The organism is Lederbergia sp. B243.17, from assembly GCF_057657925.1.
Genome location: NZ_JBWBKF010000084.1, coordinates 45,010 through 59,596, shown reverse-complemented (window position 1 = coordinate 59,596; position 14,587 = coordinate 45,010). Strand labels below are relative to the sequence as shown.

The following is a 14,587-nucleotide window of genomic DNA, read 5'->3' as shown; positions in this document are numbered from 1 at the left end:
TTCTTTTCCCCCTCTTTTTTACTGGAATGTGTATAGTACGATGATTACTCACCGGTAATACCTGTGTTATCAACACTTTCAACAAAGTGGCGCTGCAAAAAGAAGTACGTGATCAATAATGGAAGGATACTGATGATTGTCCCTGCCATCTTGATTCCTTCGTTGATCTTATTCGGCCCATTATTCTCAACTGGATACATTTGCTTGTAATTGTCTTCAAACTGCTGAAGCTCGATTAGAATCGTCGTGATATTGGAACTGCCACGCAAATAAAGGGTTGTGAGGTACGTCTCGTTCCAATACCATACAAAGGAAAACAGGAAGGAGACGATGATCGCCGGGACAGCCATTGGCAAGGCAATTTTAAAGAAACTTGTAAACTGGTTCGCCCCATCGACTTCCGCCGCCTCAAAAAGTGACTTCGGTGTTTGCCTGAAAAACTGGTAATAAATCAAAATGAATATCGCGCTATTCAGCCCTTGCCCAAAGAGTGCCGGTATAATGAAGGCATTTATAGAGCCGGTCAATCCCAAGTTGTTGAATAAGCTATAGGTCGGCATCATTAGGATTTGCGGCGGCAGCACGAAGCTGAAAACCATCAGGAATAAGAGCAAGTTTTTGAACCTGAATTCAAACCGCGCAAATCCATAACCGACGAGTGAACAAACTGCGACCTGCAAAAGGGTGGGAATCAACGCAATCAGCGTGCTTCCAATAAATGCTTCCCGCAAATTCATTACGGAAAAGGCTTGCTGGTAATTTTTCGTGTAAAACGAAGACGGCAGCCATTTTATCGATGTATCCAACAGGTCCGACAAGGATTTCATGCTCGTGACAAACATGTACAGCAACGGGTAGAGGTATACAAATCCGATACAGATTAATAGCATGTACGTGATAAGTTTAACGAGAACGCCCCGTTCCTCATTCATCCCAAACATGATCTTTTTAACCTTGTCTTTTGCCATGACCGTCTTTTCACGAACGTTCACTTTTTTCTTTTCGGTTACGAGTGTTTCCGTTTTTTGGATCATCAGGTCGCCCTCCCTTCTAGATTGATGTTCGTTTCGGTTTTCTTTCCCGGAAGATGACAAAGATCAATAGCAGGAAGATTCCGATGATCAACGCATACATCCATGCCATTGCAGAAGCAAAGCCATAACCTCTCGTCGCATTGAACATGTTGCTGTAAATGAGGCTGATGATGCTATTCTGGTTACTGTTCGCCAATGTGACGAGCGTATAAATCATGTTTAATAGGATGATTGGCATGATGGTCGGCAATGTAATTTTCCAAAAACACTCCCAGCCGGAGCCGCCGTCGATTTTCGCAGCTTCATATAAATTTCGGTCGATTTTTTGCAAGGCAGCCAGAAACAGAAGAATCTGGACGCCTGAGTACCATAAAATGATGATGATTTGCCCGAATACCCCACCGATGACATCCGCCATCCAGAGCGGTAGAAATTGCCCAAGTAACGACATGATCAAATCCTGGTTCACCATCGGAATTGTCGTTGCACCCTGTTCCGTCAATTGGCTGATGACCGGACCGCTGGCAACAATGACCGGCAAGAAGAAAATCGTCCGGAAAAATCCTTTAAGGTGGATTTTTTCATTTAATAACAGGGAAATCATCAAAGCGAAGACGACAATTACGGGAACGCGTAAAATCGTATCCATTGTGAACGCCAGTAATTCCTGGATAAAGAACATATCCTTCAGCCAAACGTCACGGAAGTTATTGAATCCTACATAGCGGAGAGTCATCCCTGTCGGGGTAACTCTCACACTATTTAGGCTATAGTAAAAGGATTGAAATAGCGGGTAGATGACCAACCCGATAAATCCAATTAACCATGGGGAAATGAAAAGATAGCCATAGAGACTTTTGCGCTTTAGTTTCAACGGGTTTGCACCACCTTATAGGACAGCTTTCCAATTGTCTGACCGTTGATTGCAGCATCATCATTCGTGTAATTCACGTACACGACAGTACCATTATCATAGGTTACCTTTGTTACACCATTGATCCGTTCATAGTCTGCAATCAAAGCGCCTTTTGTTTGATCATGTACCTTCTTTAAATCTGTATAATAGGAAACGATTGTGTCTTCATAACGGTCGAACCTGGAACTGTAAATGTCCGAGGAATTTGTATTCAACAGGTTCGCCGGATCTTCATGTGTAATATAGAAGGAAGGCAGCAAACCTTGTTCCACCAGCTGCAGGAAAAATTCCTTCTGATTCGCCTGGAAGTTGACATATTCCGAATACATCGGCATGATCCCTTTTAATGCGATTGAATAAAATGGAATGCTTTCATCCGTAAAGACATAATCAGATGACGCAGCCGGCATGTCGATCATCGCGCCTGTATATTTCCAGAAGTAGGAGTAAGGCTGTTCCAACAATAGATCGAAACTTTGGTTATACTCTTTTACAATCGATTCATACACTTCCCTCGTGCTGACCCGGTCATATTCCTTCCCGCTCTGACTATGGGAGAACAAAGTATTCGAGATGCCGCTTACCATGATGTTTTCGATTTTGTTGTCCGTGTATTCCTTTTCCATCCTTTTTAAAACAGCAACCGAAGATGAAGGAGCGAGATAGTTCAACTCTTTATATACTTTTCCATAGACCTTTTCCGTGTGCGTTCTCTTATTGAATTTCTTCATCACTTTATAATTTGACGTTCCGTTTTCTTCCGCATTGATTCTCAACGCATCTTGGTCCAGATACAATTCCACATTCTGTTTTTTGCTTTTGTCAATCAGTTCAGCCAGCTCATTTACCGATCCTAATGAGGAGTCGGTTTTGAATTTGGCGATCGGCAGCCCTCCGTATACACCGTCTTTCTGCCAGCCCTTATAGATGGACAAAATATTTTCTACTCCCTCTTTCTTGAGCTTCGTAAATATCTGGCCTGCCTGTCCGAATGTTGTCATTGGAACAGATTTTTTAGAGATGAGGCCATTCTCTTTATCTGCCCCCAGCAGATCCACACGGGCATTAAACTCCGGATCGTCCTTTTTCACTACGAGCTCCTCACCAAGCAAATAATCCCGATAAGTTGTCGCCAACCCTGTGTAATCAGCTTGCTCACCCGAAACAAAGTCATAGCGGACTTTAATATTGAAGTTGTTTTTGTTCTTCTGCCTGATGACGATTGTCCCTGAATCTTTGCTTGTCGGCTGATTATAGAACTGCCGATAAATGAACTTGGATGTAATCCAGTTATACGGAAGGATGGCCCCGCTTGGATATGCTTCAATCTTTGCACTCGCGTCGCCTTCCTCAATGATTCCTAAATATCCGATTTTAGAATCGGTTTGAACCATGCCGAACACTGGTGCCAGTATTTTCTCCGGATCGTTCACCGGGTTCATTTTGTTAAACAGGGATAATACATAGGAATCATCGATGCCGGGATTAGAGCCATATACCATTTCCGAATAAGGCTGCTTATATTTTCCGTTATTATCCTTGAGATGAATGAGCGCACCTGATCCATCCGGAATGAACATATACCCTTGCCGTTCCCCAAGATGGGAATAACCCAGGAACGGATATACATAGAAGCCGGACACTCTGTACATATCGTTTGTTTCAACGACTTTGTCCTTCGGTATTTCAACCTGGAGGCCGCTGTCTGTCAAAGTGGCATCGACAAGATAAGAGATACCTAGTTTTGGATAGGAAACAGTTGCTATAAAGCCGTCATCCTTTATCTTTACATCCTTTTCCGGGTCACCCGAATACATGTCAGCCCTGTACGTTACTATGTTGGTTCCTACCAAATACTCCATTACAATTCCTGATTGAACAAAATTGGTCCACTCTTCGTTGCTTTTGGCAGGGTCTTTTACAGTCGAGTACATAACGGCACCCGTATTCTTGTTCCGGACAATAACGGATAGGTTCTCTTGCTTTAAATACAATTCATATTCTGCATTTTCCGTGAGGAAGCGATGACCATCTATTTCCGCTTGGGAAGATTCCACAGTTTGCACACGGTTCTCTTTCCCTTCCATATCAGCCATCGGTGCTGCCGCGATGCCGCCATCCGCTCCTGCCGGCGGCTGTGTCTCGGTCTTTTGGGTGGCCGAGGTTGTTGTTTTCGCAGTTGTCACAGCTGCAGGAGGCCTGCTTGCTGTCTGCTTGTCCTTGCCAGTATCGGCTTTGTAGAAGAACATCAAATATATAAGTGATCCCATCGTTATAACGAATAAACTGAGCTTAAGTATGGATAATTTACTTTTGTTCAATTCGATACACCGCCTCGTTAAAGATGGAAACTACAAATGATATCACTTGTGAAACCAATACATAGACAATAAAGAGCAACAGCAGTCCAATGAGCAACGTAAACATCGTCAGCAAAATCACTTTAAACGTTTCTTTTACGCCGTAATTATTAATTTCCTTGATCATCAGGAAGAGTAAAATGGCTACCCACCCATAGATGAAGTAGTTTGCAAAATCTATCAGAAACAGTTCATTGTAAGTGGCAACATTGCTTCCAAGAATGACAAGCGGTTTAAAGAAGAAATACGGTGCCAAGGAATAAATGAACCCGCTGTAAACATCTCGGAAACGGCCTTCCCCATCGTTGATCGTGCATACGAGATAGTTTGAGATAATCAGCAGCAGGAACAGACCAAAGACTGTGGCAAAGTCGGTTCCGAGCGAGAACATCCCGTCTTGTACCCTTCGAAATATAAATCCTGAAAAATACCGGTCACAGATATAAATGATGAAGAAAATCACCAAAAGTACCGTCGCGGAACGATTGCTCGTTTTCTTCTCATTGCGGATCCCATAAAAACCGTCAATCGGATGGCGGATGAACGATTTTACATACCATACTTGCTTTGCCAATGTGAACTGAAAGGAATGAAAATAGCGCTCCTTAATTCTCTTGACAAATTGCTTTCTTCTATTAAAGAATGCGGCAATTTTCAAAAGTACGTAAGCAGCAACCGCTGCCAATAGGATTGTTATGATATGTTCTCGTAACCAATTGTTTCGAATCTCCCAAAAAGCATCGGAGTAGCCACTTTTATATTTTGCAAGACGGTATGAGGTTAATGCCTGGTCATAATTTTCTTCTTTAAAGTACGCTTCCCCCATGCCAAGATTGGCAAAGTCGAAAAGGCTGTTCATCCGCAGTACTTCTTCCCAAGGCTCTTTACTCGCTGTATAATCTCCATTTTGGTAGAGTTTCAGAGCCTTATGGACGAGGTTGGCAAACTCGGTCGGTTCGAAGATTTGAATTTCATTTTTCTCAGCATCCAGAATATAGAGCTGATCTTGTGAATCCAATGCGATCGCCGAAATTGTCTTGAACAATCCGACCCGTTGTCTTCCATCGTCACTGCCGCCATAGACGAACAATAGATTTCCTTCACTTGTATACTCGTAAACAAAACCATCTTTGCTGGCAACGAATATATTTTCCAATGATCCTACAGCCACCGAAGAAGGGAAGGGATCATAGACATTTGTGTGGATAATATTTTTGCCTGCCATATTCAATTTCTTCAATGTCTCTTGCTTTTCTGCTTGTGAAACCGTGTAGATCAGGCCTTTTTCATCGATTGTCATATTCCCCGCAGTGGCAGGAATGGAGTCAATCATCTTTTTCAATTGCTCTTCTGTAAAAAACGCTTTTCTGAACGTAGTCAACAGCGAGACCCTAGTTGAGTTCGGTGCAAAGTAGCCAAGGAATTCACCGGTTTTCGCGTTTATCTGGATAACACCATTGGAATTTCCCCGCGAAATGATATAAATGTTCTCCCTATTATCAACGACCACTTTTTCCGGAACAAATGTGGCCGTTTTCCCGAACAGGGGACTGTCCGGCTTTTGGTATTCGGCGAGCACCTCTCCATCAAACGAGAAGACGATCACTTTTGCTGCTGCTTCGTCCGCCACATAAATCTTTTGATCATCCGTTACAAAAATTCCGTTCGGTTTTTTGAGGATATCTTCACCGATGATTTTAATCAGCTTTCCTTGAGGGTCGCCGACGATGATCCTGTGATTGCCTGAATCAGAAACATAGAGCAGGCCATTCTTATCAATTTTCAGATCGGATGCCTGGGAAAAGAGCGTATCATCAAATTTCACAATTGAATCTTTTACTGTATAGGCGGTCTGGGTTTCCACATAATTGCCGTAACCGTCTTCCGTATACGTTTTATATGCTGTCGTACTAGCTGACACAGGAGTCACACTGGACAGAAGCAGCAGAAACATACTGACTATGAGGATTTGTATTTTTTTCCTTTTCATCTTCGCCACCTACTTAATCCCCGAGTGTGACATTGTATTCATGACCCTGCTCTGAAGGAAAACGAACAACAGCAAGTTCGGTATGAACATGATCAATGAAGCTACAGCCGCCATCCCCTGACCGACGACTACGTTCGTTTGCAGTGATACCGTGTTCATGTAGAATGCCAATGTCCTCAGATTTTCACTGGTAATATAAAGCGTCGAGGTTTCCAGGTTGTTCCATACCGCTTGGAAAGCAAGCAATGCGGCAGTCGCAATTGCCGGCTTGATTAGCGGAAGAATGATCCGCACATAAATCTTAAAGTCGCTTGCTCCGTCCATTACGGCTGCTTCGATCAATGAATCAGGAATTTGATCGATAAATTGCTTGATCAGGAAAAGCCCGACCGGCATCGCCAATAACGGCAGAATATGCGCCCAATATGTATCGTCAATTCCGAGAAAGTCGATTGTTAAATATCTCGGTATCGTTACAGCAATCGGAACAAACATCAGTGCTGCGTTGTTGATTTCAAATACTGTTTTCTTCCCTTTAAAGTTCTTTTTAGATAAGACGTAACCCGCCATTGTTGCAATGATGACCGACAAGATAACAACAGCCAGCGTCACAATGATACTGTTAAATACATAACGGCTCAAAGGGATTCCCGATGAAGTAGCCATTGAGAAAAGCGCATCAAAGTTCTCAAACGTTGGTTTCCTCACAAAAAATGTAGGAGGGAAAGCAAACAATTCATCCATCGGCTTGAAGGCATGGTTAAAGATAAATAGGATTGGCAGTATCATAAATAACGCAAAAGGAAGCAGCACTAGATAAAATTTGATTTGGCTTTTATGAAATTTCCGAGGGTTCATACCACTTCCTCTTAGTGCCATATCATCAATCCTCTCTTAGGCTTCGCTAAATAATTTTTTGGATATTGCGGAGAACAAGTAAATAATGAGAAGCAGGACAACGGAAACTGCCGCAGCATAACCCATTTCAAACCGGATAAAGCCATAGTCCTCAATATGGTTAACAATTAATTGTCCCGCATAATTCGGCGTTGGGTTCGAGCCGGTCAATTGGACTCCGATGATCCCTGTCGAAAATGTATTGACAATCGCCATAACAGCTCCAAAGAGCATTTGCGGTTTCATCGAAGGAATCGTGATATAGATCAATTCCTGGAAACGGTTCTTAATTCCGTCGATTGCTCCCGCTTCGTACAAGGTTTCATCCACATTCAGGACGCCTGCCAGCATAGCTAGGAATCCGACACCCATACTGCTCCATAAAGCGACAATAATCATAATCAGCATGATGAAGCGGGTGTCCTGCAGGAAAATGATCGGCTCGGTGAGCACACCCATTTTGATCAAGAGACTGTTTACATATCCTGACTGGTTGCCGCTGAATAAGATTTTCCATAGTACAGCCATTGCTACCCCTGAAGTCATGGAGGGGGAGTAGAAAATCAAAGCAAGGACCGTCCTTGGAATCTTTGGAACCTGAGCCAAACACCAGGCGAGCAAAAAGGATAAGATATACCCGCCTGGCCCGACAATGACCGCAAACAGGACGGTGTTCGGCAGTACGTATTGCATAAAGATCTCATCTTGCGTCAACAAATTGATATAGTTGAGAAACCCGACGAAATCCGGTGTTTCAATAGTATTAAAATTGGTAAATGACAAGTAGATTGCCATTATGATTGGGATGATGATAAAAGCTAAAAACAATAGAATATATGGAAGCAGAAAAAGATATGGTGTTCTTTTTTTCTCTTGCATTGACAATGTCCTCCGACGCTATTTTTTCGTTTCAGGGTTTTGATACGCTTTGATCATTTCACCATTTTTCATGTAGCCGAATTCTTCCAGCTTCCTATATGTTTCCCGATTGACCCTCTTGCTTGCCAAGTCGATTGCCGTTCGCAAATTCTCCCCATCCAAGACAATCGTGTTGTATGCATTACTTAATTCACGTTCCAGCATATAACTTCCAGGAACCCGCGGAACTTCCGTCAGCCACTTCGTTTGGTCCAGGATCACCGTTTTGTGTTTCGTGATCCAAGGCAAATCTTCGAATGCTTTTATTGTGGCTGTGTTCCAGATATACTCCTGACCGTACGTCACCTGTAGGGAATTGCCGAATGCTACCTGTGTTTCTTTGCTTGACCACCACTTGAGGAACTCCCAAGCTTCTTCCTTCATTTTCGAATCTTTGAAAATGACGTTACTTTCCGCTCCACCGGCTGACCATCTTTCAATATCGCCGTTATTTTCCACACCGGGCACTAAAGCAATTTCCCATGAATTTGCAATTTCCGGAGCCGCATTTAAGATCAGATTGTACATATAGTAATCTGAAATTCCGATTGGCAGGGAACCATCCCTGAATTGCTGATAGAAGCTCGGTACTTCAAATGGTGTATTGTAAATGGTTGACAGCTCGGTCAGCTCTCTCATGCCTTCTATCGCACTTTCTTCATTCAGTGTCGTCTTGCCAATTGTGTCCCCATAAAATCTTCCTCCGTGCTGATAGATGATCGGCGTGGTACCTGCGAAGAACTTCAGGCCGATCATGCCTGCGGTCGGATAAAAGAAGTTCATTCCTTTTCTTTGCAATTCAGGCAGATAGCTCTTCACATCCTGCATCGTCTGAGGAACCGGAAGCTGCATCGAATCCAGAATGTCTTTCCGGTAGAAAAGCACCCAGAAATTCATCGTTTCAGGGAGTGCATAAACCCCGTCATCTGTCGTCCCCGGTACGAGGAGCCCCTGAGGAAATCGGTCTTTCACTTCATCATAGTCCTCAAACTCCGTCAGATCCTGCAAAGCTCCCCTGATCGCAAGGTCATAGGGCAATGCATAGTTTAAGGCAGTGGCCACATCGGGTGCTTCGCCTGAAGCATTAGCAAGGATCAGTTTGTTTTGATCCGGCATTAGAGAAATGTCCACCTTCACTCCTGTCTGTGGTGTAAATTCCTCATCGATCAGCTTTTGCAGAATTTCGATATACTGCCTCGGCCTGTTCACCCACACTTGCAGGTGCTCATCATTTACGTTTTTCACAGAATAGTCCTGATTGCTGAAGGAAAGAACAAATCGCTTAACTCCCTCAAACGCTTTCACAAACATCCCTTTTTGTTTCGGGATGTCCTTTTCATCCTGGTAAAAATAAATTTTATCGATTGCTAAACCGTTATCATTTATCGCTTGGAGCAGATTTCCCAAATACGCTGTTACAGAGTTCGTGCCTGTTGCCAGTTCGTTTTTGCGGATATGCAATTTATCCGTTTCCGCTGCAAGACTTCTTAACTGTTTCTCCGCAATTGTTAGAGAAGAGAAAGCACCGATATCATCCACATCTTTGTTATACGTTTTCATATTTTCATATAATTTGTTCAGGTCATCTGCCAGCTTGAGCATGTCCTTTTCTGCATTCGGCATGTATTGCTTAATGTTAATATCACGATTGCGGTCAATGTTTGTGCCCGATAGCTTCGTCACTTCCAAGGAGAGGTTCTGGATCTCCTTGATCATGCTTTCAACTCTTTCCATTGTCGGTTTGACATAATCCAAGCTAATGGCAAGACCAATTGTATGGACACCTTCATCCAAATACACAGGAATCTTTTTATCTTTATCACCCATCGTCGAATTTTTGAAATCTTGTGAATATTGCAGCGGGTAATTTTTAAATTGCTTAAACGGAATTTCACCATCGATTGTAATATTCACAAAAACCGGGAAGTCTACTTTCGCCTTCTGGCGGTAATTCATTCCCAGATAGTAGTATCCGGACTTTTTGACCTCGAATTCATATTCCACTTTTTGACCGGCCTTTTTAAAGGCCGTGCTGTCAATAACATTCAATACACGTTTATCTGCCTTATATGGAGTTACGTCCACATTGTATTCTGCGCCTGCGCGGATCGAAGAGTCATTTCGGTTTGTTATGTTTTCCGCTTCGATCAAGATAAGCTCTGATCCGGATACTTTTTCTTTCTTGTACGATGGCAGTTGTTGCGGAGAAGCCAGGAAAAACGATTTAATCAGGATGCTGCCCTCCAGCACTTCCAAAGAAACTTCATTGTTTCCGCTGTTTAATTGGATTAGAAATGGGTCACTGGTTCGATAACTGGAGTCGGCGATCCGTTTCTCTTCCCATTTGATTATTTTTTCTGCTTCAGGAACAACTTCGTTCCCATATTTATCTTTAGGAATTGTGTCCGGTGTCTTCCAGCTGCTTTCAAACACCAGGTTTCTCAATTCATAAAACGGATAGTGTCCATTGACTTGCATGCCTGCTTGTGCGGGAAGGATATTCTGATTGTCGACCAAATAATTGATGCCGACTTGGTAAAGCCCGGCTTTCGGAACATCAATATGAAACACAACCGTCCCGCCCTGTTCGATTCTGACAACTTCCTCACCGTCAAATGATTCAATTTTTGCCTGATCCTTTGAAAGTTCTTTCATATTGTCATACCGGATCTTTTCTCCAGCATATGGCTGCCCGTTTTGTTTTTCTATGTACTCGCTATACTTTTCTTCCATGTTCCCCGTTGCCGCGTTCTCTAGTTTAGCGGTGCTCCCGGTTTGCGAGGATGGTGTTTCAGCCCTTACTGCCGCCCCATAGAAAAGTTGGGATAAACATAGAAAAATGGCTGTTACGATGATTACATTCCGTCTATGATTGAAGAAAACCTTCAAATTCATCACTCCCAAGGGTTTTACTATTTTATTGGTAGAGTTTATTCATTTTTATGATTTTTTGTTTGAAAGCGCATTCTAATATAAACAAAGTATAATCCGCTTGTTCGTACATGTCAATATTATTCTGACTATTATCCTGACAATCTCTTTAAACTTGTACGTGCTAAAATAATCATATACGTACTTCTTTAGATCTCTCCTTTGTTGCACAAAAAAAAGAAGAAATCCCTCAGGTTTCTTCAATAGTTCTTTACAAATGCCAGTTCGCTATTCTTCTCTTTTGTTGAATTCCGCAAAACAATTTCAGGTTCAAAGACATAAGAAGTCAGGACGTTGTCACTGTTTTCTAGATTCTTGCTTTCAATCATTTGAATAATCATTTCTGCCGCTACTTCCCCCATTTTACTTTTGGGATGCCGGACCGTCGTCAGCTTCACTTCTGAAACTTCCGCAAAAAAGGAGTCATCAAAGCCGATCAAGGATATCTCTTCCGGAACTTGGATCTCCTTTTGCCGAATCACGTCTAACAGCCTCATGGCCAATTCATCATTGTAACAGATGATTCCTGTCGGCCTCTCTTGTGATGTATCCAGTATATGACTGAGCAGTTCAACAGGTTTATTTGCTTTCTCTTTCGTATCGTAAGTTATAATATTTTTCGGCTTCAACGGAATGCCATAAGTACGGTGTGCACTTAAGTAACCTTTCATTCGTTTTGTCCCCTGCTGGTCATCGGTTTTAAAAAAGCCGATAATGTTCTCATGTCCTCGCTTGATTAAATGCTCTGTTTGAATAAAAGCACCCTTTTCATCATCGACCACAACGCATATCGGCTCTAGTACGTCGTAGTTTGCATTGATCATAATATACGGTATTCCAAGTACTTCCATTTTTAAATAGTAGCTAATATTCGGATTGGATGCCGCGCTTTTGGTCGGTTCCACTATAACCCCGTCAAATTTTTGCAAGATAATCGTCTCTAATATTCTTCGTTCACTCTCATAATCGTTATTGGTGCTGAAAAGACTGACTTGATAGCCTTTTTGGCTGAGGACGCTTTCAGCCCCCCGTATGATGGATGGGAAAATATAATCGGATATATAGGTCGTTATGATGGCAATATTTTTCTGCTTCGCGTCGCTCGTCATGCTGGATGCTGCGGTCCGGTCAGCCACAAAAGTGCCAGATCCCTGTTCACGGTACAGCCATCCTTCTCTGACCAGTTCGCCGATCGCAAGACGGATGGTATGACGGCTGACCGAGAGTTGTTTCATTAACTCACTTTCGGAATGTATCTTTTCATTTTGCTCGTACGTACCGGCTCGAATCTGGGACTTGATCCACCGTTTCACCATATTGTATTTTGTTTCGCTCAACTGCGTTTGCCCCCCATATCTAAATTAACTGCTTGTATCATTCTTCACCTGGAATAGGGGATGCAGCAGTCGGATAGGTCTTGTTTCATGTTAGTATAAAATGTACGTACAATCAATCAAAAAGTTTGATTTACTCTCGTAATGGGATATTTTGACCGGACGAGTTTATTTTCCTTTAAGACAAGGCAAAGAGGCCGTTTCGATAGAAACAGCCTCCATCCCGCTGGTGGACCCTTTAGGGTTACTGCGGTGTGCCAAAGTCAGGTGTTCCGTCCGGCTTCCATGTAATTGGCCTGGCGCAAGTGTGCCGGTTTGGGTCGTAGAGCGGGTCACCAACAATTTCTGTGTAATTTCTAACATGGTAGACAAGGATGTCTTCGCTTCCGTCTTCTGAGACAGTAAAACTATTGTGTCCGGGGCCGAATTGGCCCGTTTCATAATTGGTTTGGAATACAGGCGCTTCTGTTTTCGTCCAGGAAGCCGGATCCATGACATCGCTTGTTTCTTCAGCTATAAGCAATCCCATGCAGTAATTCTCATCCGTCGCACTCCCGGAAAAGGAAATAAAGATCTTTCCGTTCCGCTTCAATACAGCAGGGCCTTCGTTCACCCAAAAGACTTTCGTTTCCCAGTCATATTCCGGTTTTGAGATCATTACCTGCGGGCCTTTAATTGTCCACGGGTTTTCAAGCGGTGCGATATATATATTCGAGTGCCCCTTAATCGCAGGATCTTTTTGCGGCCAGACAAGATAGTGCTGGCCGTTATGTTCGAATGTGGTCGCATCAAGAGAAAATGATTCCCAATCTGTCTTTAACTGTCCTTTTTCTTCCCAAGTACCTTCTAGTGGATTCGCTGATCTATTTTCAATTACGAACATCCGGTGCTGAAATAACCCATCAGCAATTTCAGGTGAATGGGCTGCGGCGAAATAAATATACCATGCCCCGTCGATATAATGGATTTCCGGAGCCCATATCAAGTTGCTCATCGGTCCAGTTTCATGTTTTCGCCAAACTGCCACAGCTTCCGCCTCTGCAATACCTTTGATCGTTTTAGACCGCCTCAACTCAATCCGGTCGTATTCCGGGACGGAAGCGGTAAAGTAATAATATCCATCCGTATGCTTATATACCCATGGATCGGCCCTTTGCTCAATAATCAAATCCTTCGATCGTTTTGCTTCTGCTGCCGTCACGTTTACCATGATGGAATCTCCTTCCGAATAGCGTCAGTTGGCATCCGCTGCCGGTACGCCAAAATTTGGTTTGCCATCTTCATTCCACGTAAATACTTGAGCACGTGTATGCCGGTTCGGATCCCAAAGCGGATCCCCCTCGATTTCCTTATAATTGCGAGCATGGTAAATGAGCACGTCCCGGCTTCCATCTTCTGAAACGGTAAAGCTGTTATGTCCCGGTCCGTACTGGCCGGCTTCCTCATTTGTCGTAAATACAGGTACTTCCGTTTTATGCCAGGATGCCGGATCCAGTAGATCACTATTTTCATCTGCAGTCAAAAGGCCCATGCAGTAATGGTGATTGGTGGCACTGCCGGAATAGGTCATGAAGATTGTGCCATTCCGTTTGATTACGGCCGCCCCCTCATTTACAAGGAAACCGATTTTTTCCCAGTCATATTCCGGTGTTGAAATCATCACTTGCGGACCTTCGATTGTCCATGGATTGATCATTTTAGCGATGTAAAGGTTTGAATTCCCCTCAATTTTAGGATCCTTTTGTGCCCAGACGTAATAGCGCTTCCCTTTATTCTCAAAAACCGTAGCATCAAGGGAGAATGATTCCCAATCTGTTTTCACTTGCCCCTTTTCCACCCATTGTCCTTCGAGCGGGTTCGGTGAGGCATTTTCAATCACATACATTCGGTGATCAAAAATGGCATCCTCTCTTGCCGCAGCATAGTAGATATACCATTTTCCATCGAGAAAATGGATTTCCGGCGCCCAAATATTCGCGCTCATCGGCCCCTTTTCATGCTTGGTCCAAACCGTTACGGGCTCGGCCGTCCCGATACCTTGAATCGTCTTCGATCTTCTCAGCTCGATGCAGTCGAATTGAGGGACAGAAGCGGTAAAGTAATAGTATCCGTCCGTATGTTTGTACACCCAAGGGTCTGCTCTTTGTTCCAGAACGGGATTTTTATAGAGTTCTTGGTTTGCCATAGCAATCACCTTTCCTATTGGA

Annotated in this window: 10 protein-coding genes; all 10 read right to left on the bottom strand. The window is 43.3% G+C overall.

The window, feature by feature from the left end; translation table 11 throughout:
• Positions 1-44 precede the first annotated feature (44 nt).
• Complete coding sequence (locus tag AC0TWI_RS16510) at positions 45-1,034, bottom strand: carbohydrate ABC transporter permease (RefSeq protein WP_488127441.1); 990 nt, start codon at positions 1,032-1,034, stop codon at positions 45-47.
• A gap of 16 nt (positions 1,035-1,050) precedes the next feature.
• Entirely contained in the window at positions 1,051-1,908 is an 858-nt protein-coding gene (locus tag AC0TWI_RS16505; protein ID WP_488127440.1) for a carbohydrate ABC transporter permease, read from the bottom strand.
• Positions 1,905-4,271 carry a DUF5696 domain-containing protein gene (locus tag AC0TWI_RS16500; RefSeq protein WP_488127439.1) on the bottom strand — a complete coding sequence of 789 codons (2,367 nt, stop codon included), beginning with the start codon at positions 4,269-4,271 and terminating at the stop codon, positions 1,905-1,907. The genes AC0TWI_RS16505 and AC0TWI_RS16500 overlap by 4 nt, the downstream gene beginning before the upstream one ends.
• Positions 4,258-6,300, bottom strand: a complete 2,043-nt coding sequence (locus AC0TWI_RS16495; protein WP_488127438.1) for a YIP1 family protein — start codon at positions 6,298-6,300, stop codon at positions 4,258-4,260. Before AC0TWI_RS16495 ends, AC0TWI_RS16500 begins: the two co-directional genes overlap by 14 nt.
• A gap of 9 nt (positions 6,301-6,309) precedes the next feature.
• Entirely contained in the window at positions 6,310-7,158 is an 849-nt protein-coding gene (locus AC0TWI_RS16490) for a carbohydrate ABC transporter permease (protein ID WP_488127437.1), read from the bottom strand.
• A 36-nt stretch (positions 7,159-7,194) separates the two neighbouring features.
• Positions 7,195-8,076, bottom strand: a complete 882-nt coding sequence (locus AC0TWI_RS16485) for a carbohydrate ABC transporter permease (protein WP_488127436.1) — start codon at positions 8,074-8,076, stop codon at positions 7,195-7,197.
• Between the two features lie 18 nt (positions 8,077-8,094).
• The gene (locus AC0TWI_RS16480; protein ID WP_488127435.1) at positions 8,095-11,004 is read right to left on the bottom strand and encodes an extracellular solute-binding protein; all 2,910 of its coding nucleotides are present in this window, start codon (positions 11,002-11,004) and stop codon (positions 8,095-8,097) included.
• A gap of 242 nt (positions 11,005-11,246) precedes the next feature.
• Positions 11,247-12,362 (bottom strand): substrate-binding domain-containing protein, encoded by a 1,116-nt coding sequence (locus tag AC0TWI_RS16475; RefSeq protein ID WP_488127457.1) that lies wholly within the window; start codon positions 12,360-12,362, stop codon positions 11,247-11,249.
• 262 nt (positions 12,363-12,624) lie between these two features.
• Positions 12,625-13,590, bottom strand: coding sequence for a glycoside hydrolase family 43 protein (locus AC0TWI_RS16470; RefSeq protein WP_488127434.1), 966 nt, complete (start codon positions 13,588-13,590; stop codon positions 12,625-12,627).
• Positions 13,591-13,614: 24 nt separating this feature from the next.
• Entirely contained in the window at positions 13,615-14,565 is a 951-nt protein-coding gene (locus AC0TWI_RS16465) for a glycoside hydrolase family 43 protein (protein ID WP_488127433.1), read from the bottom strand.
• Positions 14,566-14,587: the final 22 nt, after the last annotated feature.